Origin of the sequence: Streptomyces sp. FIT100, assembly GCF_024584805.1 — a bacterium.
Classification (GTDB): Bacteria; Actinomycetota; Actinomycetes; order Streptomycetales; family Streptomycetaceae; genus Streptomyces.
In genome coordinates, this window is sequence record NZ_CP075715.1 from 6,288,888 (window position 1) to 6,304,898 (window position 16,011).

The 16,011-nt window shown below is 69.1% G+C and carries 14 protein-coding genes; 7 read left to right on the forward strand and 7 right to left on the reverse strand.

The annotated features are described in order from the left end of the window. The first annotated feature begins 21 nt into the window (after positions 1-21). The 4 genes from kdpF to KK483_RS28305 all read left to right on the forward strand — a co-directional run bounded on the left by kdpF (position 22) and on the right by KK483_RS28305 (position 5,700). Positions 22-111: a K(+)-transporting ATPase subunit F gene (kdpF, locus tag KK483_RS28290; protein WP_262009716.1), complete on the forward strand. Its 90-nt coding sequence runs from the start codon at positions 22-24 to the stop codon at positions 109-111. Further along, positions 108-2,654, forward strand: coding sequence for an ATP-binding protein (locus KK483_RS28295; RefSeq protein WP_262009717.1), 2,547 nt, complete (start codon positions 108-110; stop codon positions 2,652-2,654). The genes kdpF and KK483_RS28295 overlap by 4 nt, the downstream gene beginning before the upstream one ends. A gap of 91 nt (positions 2,655-2,745) precedes the next feature. After that, complete coding sequence (locus KK483_RS28300; protein ID WP_399015161.1) at positions 2,746-3,042, forward strand: winged helix-turn-helix domain-containing protein; 297 nt, start codon at positions 2,746-2,748, stop codon at positions 3,040-3,042. An 81-nt stretch (positions 3,043-3,123) separates the two neighbouring features. Further along, entirely contained in the window at positions 3,124-5,700 is a 2,577-nt protein-coding gene (locus KK483_RS28305; RefSeq protein WP_262008039.1) for a sensor histidine kinase KdpD, read from the forward strand. Here KK483_RS28305 and KK483_RS28310 read toward each other — a convergent pair. The 6 genes from KK483_RS28310 to KK483_RS28335 form a co-directional block, all read right to left on the reverse strand. Continuing rightward, a complete protein-coding gene (locus KK483_RS28310) occupies positions 5,675-6,232 on the reverse strand; it encodes a hypothetical protein (protein ID WP_262008040.1) in 558 nt (185 codons plus the stop codon). The genes KK483_RS28305 and KK483_RS28310 overlap by 26 nt on opposite strands. Before the next feature lie 397 nt (positions 6,233-6,629). Next, positions 6,630-7,418: an ABC transporter permease gene (locus tag KK483_RS28315; protein WP_262008041.1), complete on the reverse strand. Its 789-nt coding sequence runs from the start codon at positions 7,416-7,418 to the stop codon at positions 6,630-6,632. Next, on the reverse strand, positions 7,415-8,401 hold the full coding sequence (locus KK483_RS28320; RefSeq protein WP_262008042.1) for an ATP-binding cassette domain-containing protein: 987 nt from the start codon (positions 8,399-8,401) through the stop codon (positions 7,415-7,417). Before KK483_RS28320 ends, KK483_RS28315 begins: the two co-directional genes overlap by 4 nt. 82 nt (positions 8,402-8,483) lie before the next feature. Then, positions 8,484-9,332 carry a DUF4097 domain-containing protein gene (locus KK483_RS28325; protein ID WP_262008043.1) on the reverse strand — a complete coding sequence of 283 codons (849 nt, stop codon included), beginning with the start codon at positions 9,330-9,332 and terminating at the stop codon, positions 8,484-8,486. Between the two features lie 86 nt (positions 9,333-9,418). Beyond that, the gene (locus tag KK483_RS28330; RefSeq protein ID WP_262008044.1) at positions 9,419-9,937 is read right to left on the reverse strand and encodes a toxin-antitoxin system HicB family antitoxin; all 519 of its coding nucleotides are present in this window, start codon (positions 9,935-9,937) and stop codon (positions 9,419-9,421) included. Positions 9,938-10,356: 419 nt separating this feature from the next. Beyond that, positions 10,357-10,503 carry a hypothetical protein gene (locus KK483_RS28335; protein ID WP_262008045.1) on the reverse strand — a complete coding sequence of 49 codons (147 nt, stop codon included), beginning with the start codon at positions 10,501-10,503 and terminating at the stop codon, positions 10,357-10,359. A 671-nt stretch (positions 10,504-11,174) separates the two neighbouring features. Between KK483_RS28335 and KK483_RS28340 the strand changes: the two genes are divergently transcribed. From KK483_RS28340 to KK483_RS28350, 3 genes are all read left to right on the forward strand, one after another. After that, positions 11,175-11,987, forward strand: coding sequence for a hypothetical protein (locus KK483_RS28340; protein WP_262008046.1), 813 nt, complete (start codon positions 11,175-11,177; stop codon positions 11,985-11,987). 1,061 nt (positions 11,988-13,048) lie between these two features. Further along, the gene (locus KK483_RS28345; protein ID WP_262008047.1) at positions 13,049-13,252 is read left to right on the forward strand and encodes a cold-shock protein; all 204 of its coding nucleotides are present in this window, start codon (positions 13,049-13,051) and stop codon (positions 13,250-13,252) included. Between the two features lie 371 nt (positions 13,253-13,623). Beyond that, the gene (locus KK483_RS28350) at positions 13,624-14,307 is read left to right on the forward strand and encodes a site-specific integrase (RefSeq protein WP_262008048.1); all 684 of its coding nucleotides are present in this window, start codon (positions 13,624-13,626) and stop codon (positions 14,305-14,307) included. A gap of 143 nt (positions 14,308-14,450) precedes the next feature. Here KK483_RS28350 and KK483_RS28355 read toward each other — a convergent pair whose 3' ends face one another. After that, a complete protein-coding gene (locus KK483_RS28355; protein WP_262008049.1) occupies positions 14,451-15,980 on the reverse strand; it encodes a UDP-N-acetylglucosamine 1-carboxyvinyltransferase in 1,530 nt (509 codons plus the stop codon). Between the last annotated feature and the right edge of the window lie 31 nt (positions 15,981-16,011).

Below are 16,011 nucleotides of genomic sequence, written 5' to 3' on the forward strand. Positions count from 1 at the left end.
GGAAAGGGGAGTTGATCGCTGATGAGTGTGGAGAACGTGGTCGGACTCATCGTCGCCGTCTGTCTGCTCGGCTGTCTCGTGGCCGCCCTCATCAACCCGGAGAAGTTCTGAAGCTCGACGAACCGCCGGGCGGCGCATCGCGGCCGCCGACCCGCCCGGGACGGCTCAAGGTCTTCCTCGGTGCCGCCCCCGGCGTCGGCAAGACCTACCGGATGCTCGACGAGGGCAGGCGCAGGGCCGCGCGGGGCACCGACGTGGTGGCGGGATACGTGGAGTGTCACGGCCGTCCGCTGACCGAGGCGAAGCTCGACGGCCTGGAGGCCGTGGAGCGGGCCCGGATCGAGTACCGCGGCCGAACGTACCCCGAGCTCGACCTGGACGCCGTGCTCCGGCGGCGTCCCGAGGTGGCGCTCGTCGACGAACTCGCCCACTCGAACGTACCGGGCTGCCGCAACGCCAAACGCTGGCAGGACGTGGAGGAACTGCTCGCCGCAGGCATCGACGTGGTCACCGCCGTCAACGTCCAGCACCTGGAGTCCTTCAAGGACGTCGTCGAGAAGATCACGAGGGTCCCGCAGCACGAGACCGTCCCCGACGACGTCGTACGCCGCGCACACCAGATCGAGCTCGTGGACATGCCCCCCGAAGCCCTGCGGCGGCGGATGGCCCACGGCAACATCTACCCGCCCGAGAAGGTCGACGCCGCGCTCGCCAACTACTTCCGGGCGGGCAACCTCACCGCGTTGCGCGAACTCGCGCTCCTGTGGGTGGCCGACCGGGTCGACGAGGCGCTCCAGAAGTACCGTTCGGAGCACGGGATAGGCGGCGTCTGGGAAACCCGCGAACGCGTCGCCGTGGCACTGACCGGCGGTCCGGAGGGCGAGACGCTGATCCGCCGGGCCGCCCGGATCGCCGCGCGGTCCGCACGGGGCGAACTGCTCGCCGTGCATGTGGCGCGCAGCGACGGTCTGGCAGGGGGCAGCTCGGCCGCGGCCCTCGGCCGCCAGCGACGGCTCGTCGAGAGCCTGGGCGGCAGCTACCACTCGGTCATCGGCGACGACGTACCCACAGCGCTCGTGGAGTTCGCCCGCGCCGAGAACGCCACCCAGCTCGTCCTCGGCACCAGTCGGCGCGGCCGGCTGGAACGCTTCCTCACCGGTCGCGGCATCGGCGACACGACCGTCGCACTCTCCGACGACATCGACGTCCACATGGTCACGCACGAGCGGGCGGGCCGCGGCCGGCTGCTGCCCTCCCGGCGCCGCACCCTGCCGGCCTCCCGGCTCGTGGCGGGACCGGTGGCGGGCCTGCTCCTGCCCGTGCTGCTCACCCTGCTGCTGGACCGCGCCCGGGGCACCCTCAACCTGACCAGCGAGGCACTGCTGTTCCTGGTGACGGTCGTGGGCGTCGCATGCATCGGGGGAGTCGCCTCCGCGCTGGTCGCCGCGGTGACCGCATCCCTGATGCTCAACTACTGGTTCATCCCGCCCGCCGGGGCATTCACCTTCAGCGACCCGGACAACATGCTGGCGCTGGGGGTGTTCGTCCTCGTCGCGGGCGTCGTGGCCGGCGTCGTGGACCGCTCCCTGCGGCTGTCGAGACGCGCCGCACGCGCCACCGCGGAGGCCGAGACGCTGTCGTCGCTCGCCGGCTCCGTCGTCCGCGGCGACCACACGGTGGATGCGCTCCTGACCCGTACCCGGGAGACCTTCGCCGTCGACTCCGCGGAGCTCGTCGAGCAACCGGTGGACGACCCGGCCGCCACCCAGGTCACCGTGGGCGACGGCCTCCACCTCGTCCTGCGGGGACGTACGCTCCCCGCTTCCGAGCGCCGCGTGCTGGCGGCCTTCGCCGCCCACGTCACCGCCGCCGCCGAACGGGCCCGGCTCGCCGAGGCCGCCGCCGAGGTCGAGCCGGTCCGGGCGGCCGACCGGATGCGGACCGCGCTGCTCGCGGCGGTCAGCCACGACCTGCGCACCCCGCTCGCCGCCGGCTGGGCGGCCGTCGGCTCCCTGCGCAGCCCCGACGTGGACTTCACGACCGCCGAACGCGACGAACTGCTCGCCACCGCCGACGAGTCCATGGCACGGCTGAGCCGTCTGATCGACAACCTGCTGGACATGAGCAGGCTCCAGGCAGGCGCCCTGACCCTGGATCTGCGGGCCACCCCACTGGAGGAGGTCCTGCCCGCAGCCCTGGAATCGGTGCCCTCGCACGTGCCGCGGCCCGTGATCCGGGACCTGGAGGAGGTACCACCCGTGCTCGCGGACCCGCCGTTGCTGGAGCGGGTGATCGCGAACCTGGTGAGCAACGCCGTCCGGTACTCGCCCCCCGACCAGCCGGTGCTGATCACCGCGAGTGCGCTGGCCGGCCGGGTCGAACTGCGCGTCGTGGACCGCGGCCCCGGCCTTCCACCCACCGACCGGGACCGGATCTTCGAGCCGTTCCAGCGCTTCGGCGACACCGACAACACCACCGGCATCGGCCTCGGCCTCGCGCTGGCGCGCGGCCTGACCGAGGCCATGGCCGGAACACTCGCCCCGGAGGACACACCGGGAGGCGGCCTGACCATGGTCCTGTCCCTGCCCTTCGCCGAGACCGTCGGCGCGCACCTGCCGAGCGGCCGTGACACGCAGAGCGGAGAAGGCGTGTGATGGGCTGGTCGGACGCACTACCGGCCAGGCTGCGGGCCGCCGTGAGCACCGGGCGGAGAGTTCCGTGACCACGCCGGGCGACCCACGAGTCATGACCACGGACGAGTTCACGGCGGACCGCGTGGCGAAGAAGGTGCAGCGTCGCGACGGCACCGATGTTCGCCTCACACCGGCCCCATGGCATCTGCTGGAACTGCTGATCCGCAACCCCGGACGCCTCATCAGCCGGCGCCGGCCGTTGGAGGAAGTGCGGGGCCACTTCGCCGGCAACCGGACCGACTACCTGCGCGTCTGTATGGTGCAGCTGCGCCGTAATCCGGAGGCGGAACCGCCACGCCCCCGCCATCTCATCACCGAGCCGGGTATGGGCTACCGATTCGGGGAATGACGTACCGTCTCGGCGCACGAGACCGGCTCTCGGTGTTCTCCTGCCCACTCGAGCACCCGCTCGACGTACAGAATCGAAACCATGGGACGCGGCAAACTACGCATCTACCTCGGAGCAGCACCGGGCGTTGGCAAGACCTATGCCATGCTCTCCGAGGCTCATCGTCGGATCGAGCGGGGCACCGACTGTGCCGTGGCGTTCGTAGAGCACCACGAGCGCCCGCGCACCGAGGTGATGCTGCACGGTCTGGAGCAGGTCCCTTGTCGCGAGATGTCCTATCGGGACACGGTCTTCGCCGAGATGGACGTCGACGCCGTCCTGGCGCGCAGCCCGAAGGTCGCGCTGGTCGACGAGTTGGCGCACACGAACGTGCCCGGTTCACGCAACGCCAAGCGGTGGCAGGACGTCGAGGAGCTGCTGGCCGCAGGCATCGACGTCATCTCGACGGTCAACATCCAGCATCTCGAATCGCTCGGCGACATCGTCGAGTCGATAACGGGCGTACGGCAGCGGGAGACCGTTCCGGACGAGGTGATCCGCCGAGCCGACCAGATCGAGCTGGTCGACATGTCGCCCCAGGCGCTCCGGCGTCGTATGGCCCACGGCAACATCTACAAGGCGGACAAGGTCGACGCGGCCCTGTCGAACTACTTCCGTCCCGGCAACCTGACGGCGTTGCGCGAGCTGGCGCTGCTGTGGGTCGCCGACCGTGTCGACGCGTACCTCCAGGAGTATCGGACGGAGCATCAGGTCTCGAAGATCTGGGGTTCCCGCGAGCGCATCGTCGTCGGCCTCACCGGCGGTCCCGAGGGCCGTACCCTGATCCGCCGCGCGGCCCGGCTCGCCGAGAAGGGCGCGGGCGGTGAGGTGCTGGCCGTCTACATCTCGCGAAGCGACGGCCTCACCGCTGCCTCGCCCAAGGAACTCGCGGTCCAGCGCACGCTTGTCGAGGACGTCGGCGGCACCTTCCACCAAGTGATCGGTGACGACATCCCGCAGGCCCTGCTGGAGTTCGCGCGTGGTGTGAACGCCACCCAGATCATTCTCGGGGCGAGCCGGCGCAAGCCCTGGCAGTACATCTTCGGTCCAGGTGTCAGCGCCACCGTCGCCATCGAGTCCGGGCCGGACCTCGACGTGCACATCGTCACGCACGAGGAGGTCGCCAAGGGCCGAGGGCTGCCTGTCCCCCACGGCGCCCGCCTCGGGCGCTCCCGGATCATCTGGGGCTGGATCGCCGCAGTCCTTGGACCGGCACTGCTGACGCTGCTGCTCACGAACGTCGACGCTGACCTCGGCATCGCCAACGACATGCTGCTGTTCCTGGCGCTGACGGTGGCTGCGGCTCTCCTCGGCGGTCTGGTTCCGGCGCTCGCCTCCGCGGCCTTCGGTTCGCTGCTGCTGAACTACTACTTCACCCCGCCGCTGCACCAGTTCGCGGTCGCGGAACCGAAGAACATCGTCGCGATCGTCATTTTCGTCTCGGTCGCGGTCTCCGTCGCCTCTGTGGTCGACCAGGCCGCCCGCCGCACCCATCAGGCCGCCCGGCTGCGCGCCGAGTCGGAGATCCTGTCGTTCCTCGCGGGGAACGTGCTGCGTGGTGAGACGAGCCTGGAGGCTCTACTGGAGCGGGTGCGCGAGACGTTCGCGATGGAATCGGTGGCCGTGCTGGAGCGTGTGAGCGACGTCGATCCGTGGACGTGCGCGGCCAGCGTGGGGCCGGTCCCGGCGGAGCGTCCGGAGGACGCGGACGTCGACATGCCGGTCGGCGATCACCTCGCACTCGCCCTCTCGGGAAGGGTGCTGCCGGCGGAGGACCGGAGGGTGCTCGGCGCGTTCGCCGCGCAGGCCGCAGTGGTCCTGGACCGGCAGCGGCTCCTCGGCGAGGCCGAGGAGGCTCGCAAGCTCGCCGAGGGGAACCGGATTCGTACGGCGCTGCTGGCCGCCGTGAGCCATGATCTGCGCACACCACTGGCGGGCATCAAGGCGGCGGTCACGTCGCTGCGTTCGGACGACGTCGAATGGTCCGAGGAGGACCAGGCCGAACTCCTCGAAGGTATCGAGGAGGGCGCGGACCGACTCGACCAGCTCGTGGGCAACCTCCTCGACATGTCCCGGCTGGAGACCGGCACCGTCGTCCCCCTCATCCGCGTCACCGACCTCGACGAGGTCGTGCCGATGGCCCTTGTCGGCATCCCGGAGGCCGGCGTCAGCCTGGACATCCCCGAGATACTGCCGATGGTCGCCGTCGACCGCGGCTTGCTGGAACGGTCGGTCGCCAACGTTGTGGAGAACGCGGTCAAGTACAGCCCCGGCGGGGAGACCGTTCTGGTTTCGGCGAGTGCGCTCGGCGACCGCGTGGAGGTACGTGTCGTGGATCGCGGGCCGGGTGTCCCCGACGAGGCGAAGGAACGGATTTTCGAGCCCTTCCAGCGGTACGGGGACGCCCCGCGCGGCGCCGGGGTGGGACTTGGTCTCGCTGTCGCACGCGGCTTTGCCGAGGCGATGGGCGGCTCGCTCGCGGCCGAGGACACACCGGGCGGCGGACTGACGATGATCCTGACGTTGCCGACCGCCGCCGGCCCGGCGCTGCCCCGACCGGTGGCGCCGTCCCATGGCGCCGAGGACGAGGAGCTCAGTCGTCGAGTCCGGAGGCCCTGAAGACCGCTTGCGCCGTCTCGGCGTCGATCCGACCGGCCAGCCGGTGCAGTTCGGGGCAGCCGCGCCGCAGCGAACCGGCCGCCTCCGAGCGGCGGACACCCTCGGACAGCTCGTACCAGAGGCGGGGACTCGAGAGCAGAACCCGCGGCTCGACCGCGACCGCACCTCCGTCCGCGTCCTTGAGCACCAGACGCTGGGCCACACCGTCGGACCAGGCCACGTAGACCAGCCGGTCCGTCCGTACGCGCCGGGCGCGCAGCAGCCCGCGGGTCTCCAGCCAGCCCTGGCCGGCCGTCACCCGGGGCGGCAGAAGGACCAGGAAAAGCAGCGCCGCGAGGCCCGCCCACAGGAAGGCGCGCGTCCCGCTGAGTGTGCCGTTGCCCGAGTCGACGACGAGCAGCAGGCCGAACAGGAGCGCCGCGCAGGCGAGCGCGTGCCGACGGTCACCGGCCCACCGGGTGTCGTGCGCCACCGCGGAACCGGGAGCGGGCGAGTGGTGCCCTGACGGGCACGATGCGAGAGGCCGATCCATACGACGACGCTAAGTCCGCAGCATGCCGGGGAGAGCGATCCTGACGCACCGCTGGCGCCGCCCGACGCGGTATTGACGCACCCCTGATACAACGGGCGTCGCGCCTGGGACCGCGCGCCGTGTCCAAGCCAAACGAACCTGATCGGGACCGCGCCGAGGAGCGCCACAGGCTCACTGTCGCCACCTGCAACGGGGCGGCATAGGCGCCACGTTTGGACAACGGTCCGGGCGCGGTCGGGCTGATGGTGTGTGGCATGCGGCCGGCGACTCCGCCGATCTCGTCGCCGCGATCGGCCGCACGCCGCAGGCTGACTGGCAGCTGGACGGCCGCTTGCATACGGGCATGTCCCGCGGGCTCCGGACGGGCCCGCGGGACATGCCCGCGTTTCTCAGTGGGTCAGTTGCGGACGCCTCGCTTGAAGGCGGCCTTCGCCCAGACGTAGCCGAGCAGGGTGAGCCCCGCGCACCAGGCCAGCGAGATCCACGCGCTGTTGCCGATCTCGGTGCCCATCAGAAGGCCGCGGAGGGTCTCGTTGATCGGGGTGAAGGGCTGGTGGTCGGCGAACCAGCGCATCCAGGACGGCATGGTGTCGGTGGGGACGATGGCGCTGCCGAGGAAGGGGAGGAAGGTGATCGGCATGGGCATGTTGGAGGCGGATTCGACGGTCTTGGCGACCAGGCCCATGCCGGCGGAGAGCCAGGTCAGAGCGAGGGCGAGGAAGCCGAGCAGACCGGCGGCGGCCAGCCACTCCAGGGCGGTGGCGTCGGGGCGGAACCCGATGGCGATGGCGACGGCGGCGACCACGACCGTGCCGAAGGCGGTCAGGACGAGGTTGCTGAGGACATGGCCGGTGAGGAAGGAGGCGCGGGAGATGGCCATGGTGCGGAAGCGGTTGACGATGCCTTCCGTCTTGTCCATGCAGATGCCGAGCGCGGCGCCGATGGAGCCGGTGGCGACGGTCATCAGGATGATCCCCGGGGCGATGTAGTCGATGTAGTCGCCCTTGAGCTGGGGACCCTGGATTCCCGCTCCCAGTGCGCCGCCGAATGCGTAGTTGAAGAGGAGGAGGAAGATGACCGGCATCATGACGATGACCACGGCCACGGACGGGTAGCGCACGGCGCGCTTCATGTTCCGGCGGAACATGGTGACGGAGTCACGGGCGGCGTAGGTGATGGCGCTCATCGGGAGATCTCCTGCTGCTTGTCGGTGCCGGTCAGGGTGAGGAAGACGTCGTCGAGGTCCGGGGTGTGCTGGGAGAGGGCTTCGGGGGTGAGGCCGGCGTTGTCGAGGATGTCCAGGACGGCGCGGAGGGTGGGGACGGTGCCGTCCGAGGGGATCTGGAGGGTGAGTTCCTCGTCGTCGCGGCCGGTGGCGGCGAAGTGGGTGGCCGCCAGCTCCAGGGTGGCCGCGTCGGCGAACTTCAGGGAGATGTGGCCGCCGGGGATAAGGCGCTTGAGCTCCTCGGAGGTGCCTTCGGCGATCAGCTTTCCGCCGTCGAGCACGGCGATACGGTCGGCCAGCTGGTCGGCCTCCTCCAGGTACTGGGTGGTGAGGAAGATCGTCACACCGTCGTCGGCGACCAGGGAGCGGATGATGTCCCACATGGTGCGGCGGGAGCGAGGGTCCAGGCCGGTGGTGGGCTCGTCGAGGAAGATGATGCGCGGGTCGCCGACCAGGGTCATGGCGAGGTCGAGCTTGCGGCGCATGCCACCGGAGTAGGTGGTGACCGGCTGCTTCGCGGCCTCGGTGAGGTCGAAGCGGGTGAGGAGTTCGGCGGCGCGGCGCCGCCCCTCGCGCTTGGACAGGTGGTGCAGGTCGGCCATGAGCATCAGGTTCTCCTCGGCGTTGAGGAGGTTGTCGACGGCGGCGAACTGGCCCGTGACACCGATGATCTTCCGTACGGCGTCGGGCTCGCGGTCCAGGTCGCACCCGGCCAACTGGGCGGTCCCGGCATCGGCGGCGATCAGTGTCGAGAGGATCTCGACAGTGGTGGTCTTGCCGGCGCCGTTGGGGCCGAGCAGGGCGAAGACGCTGCCGGCCGGGATGTCCAGGTCGATGCCGCGCAGGACCTGCTTCTCGCCGTAGGACTTGGTGAGGTTGGTGGCGCGGATGGAGGCGGGGGCCAGGGCAGTGCCGGTGTTGCGCTTGAGTTGTGTTGTGGGCATGACAGAGAGCTCCTTGATGGAGTGGAAGGCGAAGGAGAAGGTGCGGAGAGTGCTGGCGTGGGGCGCAGGCCGCCCCGGACGGTCAGGGCTTGGCGCGGCGGATGTCGATGTTGCCGTACCGGGTGCGGGCGCGGACCTTGACGGTGTCCTCCGCCTGCTCCGGGGTCTCGGACGCGGTGAGCGTGTTGCGCACCTGGCCGGAGCCTGAACTGACGTCGAGCCAGGCGGCCGTGCCCTCACGGATGCCGACCTCGATGGCGCCGTAGGAGGTCTCCAGCTGGACGGCGCCGCGGGCCACTTCGCCCACGCGCAAGGTGCCGTGGGCGGTCGTGGCGGTGACCGAGTCCTCCGCGCGCCGGATCTCGATGTCACCGTTGGCGCCGCTCACCCGCAGCTCGCCGGTCACGGCGCCGACGGTCGTGGTGCCGTGCGAATTTTTCAGGACGGCGGGCCCGTCGACGAGGCCGACACGCAGGCTGCCGGAACTGGTGGTGATCTCGGCCATGCCCTCGACCCGGTCCACGGTGATCGATCCGTGCGACGCGGTCAGCTTCAGCGGGCCCGTCGCATCGAAGCGGACGTCGCCGGACGAGGTCTTCACGCTGACCTCGCCGAGCCGGCCCTCGCCGAGCACCTGGGCCCAGGCGCCGGTCACGTCGATCCGCGAGCCCGTGGGCAGTTCGACCGTCAGGTCGACGGTGCCGGTACGGCCGAGGCCGAAGAGATTGCCCTTGGGCGTCCGGACGGTCAGTACGCCGCCCGCGTACGTGGCCTCGGTCTGGTCGGCGGCCCGCACGTCCAGGTCCTTCTTCGGGTCGCGGGGCTGAACCTCGACGACGGTGTCGAGGCGGTCGCCCGCGGTGAACTGGATGGAACCGGCCTCCACGTGCGCGGTGACCGAGATCGGTTCGGGAGTGTCGAAAGAAGGCATGGCTGTCCCGTCCTCTTGAGTCCTTGGGGCGTCCCCGCTGATGGGACGTGGTGTGGGTGGTGACGTGGTACGGGCGGGGGGCGCGGCTAGCGCACCCAGCCCGTGAAGCTCTGTCCGATGGTCTGGGTCTTCTCCGTGGTGCGCGGCGGGGTGCCGCCGCCGACCGCGGCCGACACGGCCCGCACCAGCCACGCGTTGACCGAGAGACCCTCGCGGCTTGCGGCCTCCTCGGCGCGCGCCTTGAGGTGGGCCGGCAGACGCAGGTTGATACGGGCCGAGGTGCCGTCGTCGCCCTCCGGAACGGGGGGCGGGGCGAGCGGGGCGGCCGCCTCGACGAGCGGCGGGGCGTGGTGTTCCGGAGCCGGTGGCAGGGTGACCACGAACTCGGGGTCGGCCCCGCGCAGCCGTACGTCCACCGAGCCGGGAGCCAGCTCGCGCGTCACTTCGCTCATCGCCGCCGAGAGCGCGGTGAGGAGGGTGAGACGGGTGGCCGAGTCCAGGGGAGCGGTGAGCCTCTCGGCCAGCTCACGGGCCTCGTCACCGCCGGCTTCGGCGGCCACCGCGAGTTCGCGGCGGAGGCGGTCGACGTACGGGGTGAGTTCCATGGCGCCATCATGGCACATGATTGGCGCCATGGGTAGTCCAGGTTGTATGCGGCGAGCTGGTTGGTGGGTCGAGTGGGAGTGAATGGCGCCTGGTTCGGCAGTGATGACACCATGAATGTGCAGGTCACGAGCGATTGAGTGGGTGAACTGTGCCGTGGTTGAAAACTTTGGGACCGTGGCGCGCCAGGCGGCGCCAAGGTGGCGTCACGTGGCGTCGATGGCGCCACGCATGCTGTGCATGCCGTGCATCGATGTTGGCCATCGCCCTTCCGCGATGGGGTCCAGCCGGACGCAGGCCAGGTCCTCACGTCAGCGCGGCGCACAGCGCCCAGCGTCACACGGCGAGCAACTCCGGCATACCACTGGACGTACGAGGGGATCCACGTCTGTCTGCGATGCGAACGGGCGGGCCGGGTATGTCAGTCGACGTCTCCGCTGGTGGTGCCCATCCTGAGGGCGTTGATCCAGTTAGCCGAGTCGACGTTTGCGATCTCGCTGCCGTAGGTGCCCCATCGGGGCTTGTTGCCGCCGGGAGTGGACAGCGTCTGAGCTCCGGTCTTGTTCACGATCTGCTGTCCGTCCAGGCACGGTGCAGGCCACGACCGACGGGGAGATCGCCGAGGCGAAGGCTGCGAGTGCGCAGCGCTGCCCGAGTGCGAGGGAGGGCCGGCACCGGTGGGACGAGCGGCAGCGGCGTCAGGCTGCCGAGTCCGAACGGCTCGCGGAGGAGCGTCAGCAGCAGAAGGTGCGGGACCTTTCCGCGTGGGCGGCCGCAGCGCTCGCGGACCCCAAGGTGGTCCTCCTCGACTCCCATATCCGGGCTGTCGCCTGTCTCAACAGCACTTCCCCTCGCGGACGCGCTCCAGAGACTCACTCGATTGGGTGTGTACGGCTCAGGAGGGCAAGCCCCAGGAGGAGGGAGCAGAGCCTGGCTGATATCTGACGCCCATCGTGAGGAACTCCCTTAGGCTGCGTGCCCTTTAGGACCTCGCACGGGAGATCACCTATGTCGGGCAATGGATCAGGACAGCCTCCAACCCCAGGGAACTCGCACGGCTGGACTCCGCCATCAACCCCGAGTCAACAAGTTCCTGCAGCGCAGAGCCCCGCTCCGCAGGCTGCCGCCCCCTCGTCCACCCCGACTCCCTCGACCTCCGGTAGCTCCCCCCATCAGCCATCTGAGCAGCCGCAGGTACCGAAGGACCGGTGGACCAAGCCCCTAGGCATCACCACAGCAGTGATTGCGGTGATCGGTGCCGTCCTGGCTGGTCTCGCTTATTACGACAGTCACCGCACGACTGACATTGCTCTGGAAGACAAGAACGAAGAGGACAAGCTAGAGGCCGGAATCCCCCTTCTCGCCTCTCCTGGAGCGTCATGGTTCGGCGCTAATTGGCGCGCAAGCGAAAAGGTGTACTCAACCATCGGCGGCAAGCGGTTCCCTGGAAACGGCCCAGAGATCTGGGAATGGCTGGATGCGAACGTAGTCGACATGGGGAGGACAGGCACCTCCATCACCGTCGAGAGTCGGCACAAGACGACGGTCCTGATCCACGGGGCCGAAGTGACGGACGTGAAGTGCAGGAAACCGCTGACGGGTACTGTCGTCTCGCCGCCTGCCATTGGTGATGGAGGCGAAGAGGTACTGCCTGTGATGATGGGATTCAGCCTGGATGCGCCAAGGCCTGTGGCCCGCAGCTTCGACGACAGCGGAAGCCTCGGCGATCCCTTCAAGGGGCAAATTGCGCTCGACAAGGGAGACGCACGAGAGTTTGTCTTCACTTTTGAGAGCGCGCGAAAGTCGTGCACCTTCCGTGCCGGCCTCATTGTGAGCTCGCAAGGCAAGAAGCGATCCATTCCAATCCCTGCAACATGGAAGGACGGCAACAAGCCGGACAGTTACGTCTTTGAGGTCACAGCGCCGGCCGGTCGGTACTCGAAGGCGTATGTCACGGACGGATCCAGTGATACAGAGTGGCAGTTCCAAGAGGTTGACCCTCACAAACTTGTTGCCGACGGTCTGAGGCTGATCGAAACAAATGGGCAGTAATGGGACTGCACTGGGGTGCCTCGTCTGGCCGTAGCGTGTGCCTGAGCCTGCTCCACCGACTTGTCCGGTCACCGCGGCCCCGACAGCAGCTGTGTGGCCACTCCTGTTTTCAGTCAAGAATCGGATCACTCACGAGACGGTGCGAAAGTGGCGGGCAGGGTGGTGATGGTGATGCCTTGCCGGGTCAGCTCCGCCCTCAGCCACTCAATGTCGTGGGTGAGCGCCTGGACGAGCTGGGCGAGTGTGTCAATGGCCTGTCGGAGATCGGTGATCTCCTCGTGCCGGGCACGACGGGCCTCTCGGAGTTTCCCCCTGGAGCTCGCGGATGCGTTCGCGCAGGGTCGACGGGACGGCAGGGCCGCCAGAGCGCTCGTCGACGCGCTGCCGGAAGACGTTCAACGCCTCGTTGGCCCGGTAGGCAGTCGCCCGTGAAACACCTGCCTCGCGGTCGAGGGACGCGACCGTGCGGCTGCCGTCACTAGTTCCCTGCTGGAACGCGAGTCGGGTACTCGCGCACCTCCCGAGTGAGCCGAGGGACACGGCCCTATGAAGCTCCGGCAACCCCAAGAACGGCTCTGTCCGTTCGGTGAAGGTGCCCATTCGGTCTCGCGGCGCTGAAGCAAGCGCGTCAACTGTGACGGCCAGCGGCGGGCCCGAAGTCAGGCATGCCGAGGTGGACCGCCGTGCCGTTTGGTGAGGCGTTCATCGCGGCCGGCTCTCCGTTCGCTGAGGCGATGCTGACCTCCAGGCCCGCGATAAGGACTTGTTCTCTGGCCACCGGCGGTGACACCCCGGACCGATCGGGGCAAGCGGCCGCACGCGGTGGTCGAATTTCCTGCCCGGCCGGGGGCGAGACCTTCGCGTACTGCGGTGGTCGTTTCCGTGGTGGCCGAGGTGGTGCCCGTGTAGCGTTGTTGCCAGCTGTCGTGGTTCCGAAGTCCCTTCCGCCCGTGAGCACCTGCACGGGCGGTTCTGCTGTTCAGCGTCGCTGAGGACCCGGCGATCACCTCCGGTCCCCGCACGGTGCGGGGACCGAACCTTGAGTCCTTTGGAGGACGTGCATGGCCACCGGAACCGTGAAGTGGTTCAACTCGGAGAAGGGCTTCGGCTTCATCCAGCAGGACGGCGGAGGCCCCGACGTCTTCGCCCACTACTCCAACATCGCCAGCAGCGGCTTCCGTGAGCTGCAGGAAGGCCAGAAGGTGACCTTCGACGTCACCCAGGGCCAGAAGGGCCCCCAGGCGGAGAACATCACCCCCGCCTGAGCCGGACGCCCGTCTGCCTGTCCCCACTCAAACGGGCACGGGCAGACGGGCGCACGGCGCACTGCCTCACCCGTTGATGCCCCGGCCGCCATGTACCTCGGCCGCAGCCCTCGCCGCGGGCGTCGCGCGCTCTGCGGCAGGCAGAGGCATCGGTACTGTGCCGGTTCGATCCCGAGGTGTGGAGCTCCTGCCCGGTCCTCCGCATTCACCGGGAAGCGCGGTTCTGGTCGAGCCAGTAGGCGATGCTGTAGGGGAGCGTTTTCCAGGCCGCCGTCGAGGACCGCCGCCTTGGACGCAATCCATGTCGGTCCAGCACGGTCGGCCCTCCGGCCGCCACCCCCGGCAGGGTCGAGGCATGGCCGCCCGAACGAGTGCTGGCGGTACGGGAGGTACTGCCCGAGCGCTACCGGCTCCTCCTTGTGATCGGCGCGGGCCTTGGGCTCCGGCAAGGGGAGGCGCTCGGACTCGCCCTGGAAGACATCGACTTCGCGAAGGAAGTTGTCCACGTTCGGCGGCAGGTCAAAATGGTGCGGGCGAAGCTGTGTTTCGCGCTCCCCAAGCGCCGCAAGGTCCGCGACGTGCCACTGCCGTCCAGCGTGGCCCGGGCCATCCGGCAGCACACGGAGCAGTTCACGCCGGTGCCGGTCACGCTGCCCTGGGACGACCCGACTCCTGCCGAGACACCGGTGGAAGCCAAGCACCGGCGTCCGAGGACCTACAACCTCCTGGTGACGGGACGCGAACGGAAGGCCATCAACCGGAACTACTTCAACTCCTACGTGTGGAAGCCCGCTTTGGCCACGGCGGGCGTGATCGCACCGCTGGAGGAGGGCGATACTGACGGTGCCCGTGTGTGGGAACCGTCCCGGGAACACGGCTTCCACGCCCTGCGCCACTTCTACGCCTCCGAGGAACTGGAGGCTGGCGAATCGATCGTCTCCCTGGCACGCTGGCTGGGGCACTCCGACCCCGGGTTCACGCTGAGGAAGTACTCCCACTTCCTGCCCCGCGCCGGCGCACGAGGCAGCGCCGCCATCGACGCGATCTTCGCGTAGCTGAGACCGGTCGGCAGAGCCTGTGGAGCGTGGCTCGTAACCCGCCGTAGGCCCAAAGTCCCAGAGAAGTCCCAGAGATGCCGCCGCACCCCATCCTGACCCGCTAAACAGCAGGTCAGACGGGGTGCGGTGGCATTCGCGCATCAAATGTCGCGGAAGATCTCGATCTGCGCGCCCACCGAGTTCAGCCGCTCCGCCAGGTCCTCGTAGCCGCGGTTGATGACGTACACGTTGCGCAGCACCGACGTGCCCTCGGCCGCCATCATCGCCAGCAGGACGACCACGGCGGGCCGCAGCGCGGGCGGGCACATCATCTCGGCGGCGCGCCAGCGGGTGGGGCCCTCGACGAGGACGCGGTGCGGGTCGAGGAGCTGGAGGCGGCCGCCGAGGCGGTTGAGGTCGGTCAGGTAGATCGCGCGGTTGTCGTAGACCCAGTCGTGGATGAGGGTCTGGCCCTGGGCGACGGCCGCGATCGCCGCGAAGAAGGGGACGTTGTCGATGTTGAGGCCGGGGAACGGCATCGGGTGGATCTTGTCGATCGGCGCCTCCAGCTTGGAGGGGCGCACGGTCAGGTCGATCAGCCGGGTCCGTCCGTTGTCCGCCGGGTACTCGGCCGAGCGGTCGTGGTCCAGGCCCATCTCCTCCAGGACCGCCAGCTCGATCTCCAGGAACTCGATCGGCACCCGGCGGATGGTCAGCTGGGACTCGGTGACGACGGCCGCAGCGAGCAGGCTCATCGCCTCGACCGGGTCCTCGGAGGGGGCGTAGTCGACGTCCACGTCGATGGTGGCCACGCCGTGCACGGTCAGGGTGGTGGTGCCGATGCCCTCGACGCGTACGCCCAGCGCCTCCAGGAAGAAGCACAGGTCCTGGACCATGTAGTTGGAGGAGGCGTTGCGGATGACGGTGGTGCCGTCGTGGCGTGCGGCGGCGAGCAGCGCGTTCTCGGTCACCGTGTCGCCGCGCTCGGTGAGCACGATCGGGCGCTTGGGCGTGGTGGAGCGCTCGACGACCGCGTGGTAGAGCCCCTCGGTGGCGGTGATGTCGAGGCCGAAGCGGCGCAGGGCGATCATGTGCGGCTCGACCGTCCGCGTCCCGAGGTCGCAGCCGCCGGCGTAGGGGATCCGGAAGCGGTCCATCCGGTGCAGCAGCGGGCCGAGGAACATGATGATCGAGCGGGTGCGGCGCGCCGCGTCCGCGTCGATGGCGTCCATGTCGAGCGTGGCGGGCGGGACGATCTCCAGGTCGATGCCGTCGTTGATCCAGCGGGTACGGACGCCGATGGAGTTGAGGACCTCAAGGAGCCGGTAGACCTCTTCGATACGGGCGACCCGGCGCAGGACCGTGCGGCCCTTGTTGAGGAGGGATCCGCAGAGCAGAGCGACACAGGCGTTCTTGCTCGTCTTGACGTCGATGGAGCCGGAGAGTCGGCGTCCGCCGACCACGCGCAGATGCATCGGGCCGGCATAGCCGAGCGACACGATCTCGCTGTCCAGCGCCTCGCCGATGCGGGCGATCATCTCAAGGCTGATGTTCTGATTCCCGCGCTCGATCCGGTTGACGGCGCTCTGACTGGTGCTGAGTGCCTCGGCCAGCTGCGTCTGTGTCCAGCCGCGATGCTGACGGGCGTCACGGATGAGCTTGCCGATGCGTACGAGGTAGTCGTCTGCCATAGCGGCAGGCTATCTCAGATATGAGATGAGG